Here is a 3,516-nt window from a genome sequence, read left to right as displayed (position 1 = left end):
AAGGAAAAATTTCCCCCCCGCCAGTGGAGCGACTGGCACAGTATTGCGGCCGTCGCCCTCGCCTGCGAAAGCGTTTTTCAGCCAGGCTAAGCGAGGCGTGTTAGGGGCGATACGTCCACGCAGACCGCAGGATACGCCTCCTGCGGCCTGCGGGCGCGTTACGAATGGGCCGCCTGGCCTGCGCTGTGCCGCTGAGCATCAGGACGTATCCTGAACCAGATGGCATACATCGCGGGCAGGAACACCAGCGTAATGATGGTGCCGCCAAAGGTCCCGCCAATCAGGGTATAGGCCAGCGTTCCCCAGAACACCGAGTGCGTCAGCGGAATAAACGCCAGTATGGCGGCCATCGCCGTCAGCAGCACCGGCCGGGCACGCTGCACCGTCGCCTCCACCACCGCATGGAAGGGTGCCAGCCCTTCCTGCTCGTTGTGATGGATCTGTCCTATCAGGATCAGGGTATTACGCATCAGAATGCCCGACAGCGCGATCAGCCCCACCAGAGTATTGATACCAAAAGGCTGGTTGAAGAGCAGCAGGGTCGGCACCACCCCAATCAGCCCCAGCGGCGCGGTGAGGAAGACCATCACCATCGCCGCCATCGACCGTACCTGCAGGATGATAATTAACAACGTGATGGCAATCATGATAGGAAACAGCGGAACCATCGCTTTGGTGGCTTTCCCCGATTCTTCAATCGAACCCGCCTGTTCGATGCGATATCCGGCCGGCAGCGTATCGATGACCGGCTGTAGCGCCTTGGTGATAGCGGTGGAAACATCCGGCGGCTGCAGATTTTCGGCAATGTCTCCCCTCACGGTAATGGTTGGGGTACGATCGCGACGGCGCATAACCGGCTCTTCCATTTGCACCTCGACCTCCCCGATCTGAGACAGCGGAACGCGCTGACCGGCAGACCCCACCAGGGTGAAGCCGGCTATTTTTGCCGGGTCAAGCCGGATATCGCCCGCCGCGCGCCCCATGACCTGCACCGAACGAATATCTTCCCGTACCGAGGTGATCGGAATGCCTGAAAGCAGGAACTGCAGCTGCTGCGCGGCCGTATTCGATGTCAGCCCCACCGCCTGCAGACGATCCTGGTCGAGCGTAAAGTGCAGCGCCGGTACCCGCGGGCCCCAGTCGGTGTTGACGGTTCTCATCATCGGGCTGGCCTGCATCACCTTTTCGACCCTATCCGCAATTTCACGCAGCGTGGTGGGATCCGGCCCCATAACACGATAAGCCACCGGATAGGGTGAATAGGGACCAAACACCAGCTGGGTCACGCGCAGGCGCGCTTCGGGCGCCAGCCCGCCGGCCGCGGCTTCGCGCAGTCTGAACTTGAGCGCCTCGCGTGCTTGCGGATTGTCCGTCAGCACCACAATTTTCGCAAATGACGGATCGGGCAGCTCAGGTGCCATGGCCAGAAAGAAGCGCGGCGATCCCTGGCCGATGTAGGAGGTGACGATTTTTGCCTCTTTCTGCTTGCTCAGCCAGGCTTCGATTTTCGCCGCCGTGGCGCTGGTCTGCTCAATGGATGTGCCATAAGGCATCTGCACCTCCACCAGCACCTCCGGGCGATCGGAGGTGGGGAAAAACTGTTTTTTCACCAGCCCCATGCCGAGTATCGCCAGCGTAAAGACGGCAATCACGGTACCGGCCACTAGCCACTTGCGGGCGATAACCCGGCTCAGCAGCCGGCGAAAGCGGTTGTACCGGCGGGTGTTGTAGATAGCGGCGTGTCCGCCTTCAACCTTCCTGATGTTGGGCAGCATCTTCACGCCCAGATAAGGCGTAAACACCACCGCCACGATCCATGAAGCAATCAGGGCGATACCGACAATCCAGAACATATTGCTGGTATATTCCCCGGCGGTGGACTGGGCGAAACCGTTGGGCATGAAACCGACGGCGGTGACCAGCGTACCGGCGAGCATCGGGGCGGCGGTGTGGCTCCAGGCATAGGCCGAGGCTTTGATGCGGTCGTAGCCCTCTTCCATTTTCACCACCATCATTTCGATGGCGATAATGGCGTCATCGACCAGCAGCCCGAGCGCCAGGATCAGCGAGCCCAGGGTGATACGGTCAAAGTTTTTGCCGGAAGCCTCCATCACCACAAAAACGATAGCCAGCGTCAACGGCACGGCGGCGGCGACCACGACGCCCACGCGCCAGCCCATGCTGACGAAACAGACCACCATCACCACCAGCAGCGCGACGAAGAATTTGATCATGAACTCGTCAACGGCGGAGCTGATGTTGACGGACTGGTCGGTAACCTTGGTCAGGGTCATGCCGAGCGGCATACTTTGATTGATTTTGGCGGTTTCCGCATCCAGCGCCTTACCCAGATCCAGACCGTTCCAGCCGTCGCGCATCACGATGCCCAGCAGCAGCGCCGCTTCACCCTGGTTGCGGATCAGGAAGGTCGCCGGATCTTCGTAGCCCCGTTCCACGGTTGCCACGTCCGACAGCTGCAGGGTCCGGCCCTCGACAACAATCGGGGTTTTGCGGATTTTCTCCAGTTTGTCAAAGGCGCCATCCAGGCGGATAAAGACCTGCGGCCCTTTGGTATCAATCGAACCGGCGGCCGTCAGCACGTTCTGGCTGTTGAGGGCGGAGAAAATATCCTGAGGCGAAACGCCCAGCGTCGCCAGCCGGTCATGGGAGAAGGAGACAAAGATGCGCTCGGCCTGTTCGCCGATAATATTGACCTTTTTGACCCCCGGCACGTGCAAAATTCGCTGGCGCAACGACTCCGCATCGCGGACCAGCAGCCGCTGCGGCTCCCCTTTCGCCTTCAGCGCAAAGAGCGCGAAGGTCACGTCGGAGAATTCGTCATTGACCATCGGCCCGATAACGCCTGCCGGCAGGTTTTTGGCCTCATCGCCAAGCTTCTTACGCGCCTGATAGAACTCTTCCTGCACCTGTGAAGGCGGCGTGCTGTCCTGCAGTGACAGCATGGTAAAAGCCAGACCGGGACGCGTGTACGTTTCGGTGCGGTCATACCACTTGAGCTCCTGCATGCGCTTTTCCAGCGGTTCCGCGACCTGATCCTGCATCTCCTGCGCGGTGGCGCCCGGCCAGGCAGAAATAATCGTCATCTGCTTGACGGTAAACGGGGGATCTTCTGCCCGTCCCAGCTCGAAGAACGCCAGGATCCCGGCCACGGTGATCAGGATAATAAGGAACAGCGTGATTGAGCGCTCGCGAACGGCCAGCGCTGAGAGATTGAATTTCCCCTCGCTCATGGCCGGCTCCCGGCGACGCTGGCATCGCTCTGAGCGGTACGTACGGCCTCGCCGGCATGCAGCAAATGCGCCCCGAGAGCGACCACCTGCTCGCCAGGCTGGAGATAGCCGGCGACCCGCGCCACATCATCACCCAATCCCAGCACCTGCACGGGCCGCCACGACACTTTGGCGGGCTGACCTGAAATCTCCCAGACCCCCGGCCCTTGGCCCGGGCCAGGTGATGCAGGTGCCGCTCGCTGCCATCTACGATCCGGGCCAAGGG

Annotated in this window: 1 protein-coding gene and 1 pseudogene; both read right to left on the bottom strand. The window is 60.9% G+C overall.

All coding sequences use genetic code 11. The annotated features are described in order from the left end of the window. Positions 1–158 precede the first annotated feature (158 nt). Positions 159–3,251: an efflux RND transporter permease subunit gene (locus PFH44_RS25985; RefSeq protein WP_283826614.1), complete on the bottom strand. Its 3,093-nt coding sequence runs from the start codon at positions 3,249–3,251 to the stop codon at positions 159–161. Beyond that, positions 3,248–3,516, bottom strand: a pseudogene (locus PFH44_RS25980) (efflux RND transporter periplasmic adaptor subunit); the annotation flags it as partial. The pseudogene PFH44_RS25980 and the gene PFH44_RS25985, both read right to left, overlap by 4 nt.

The organism is Klebsiella sp. Ech2A (assembly GCF_030078455.1).
In the GTDB taxonomy this organism is placed as follows: Bacteria; Pseudomonadota; Gammaproteobacteria; order Enterobacterales; family Enterobacteriaceae; genus Klebsiella; species Klebsiella terrigena.
This window is presented reverse-complemented; position numbering and strand designations above follow the sequence as displayed.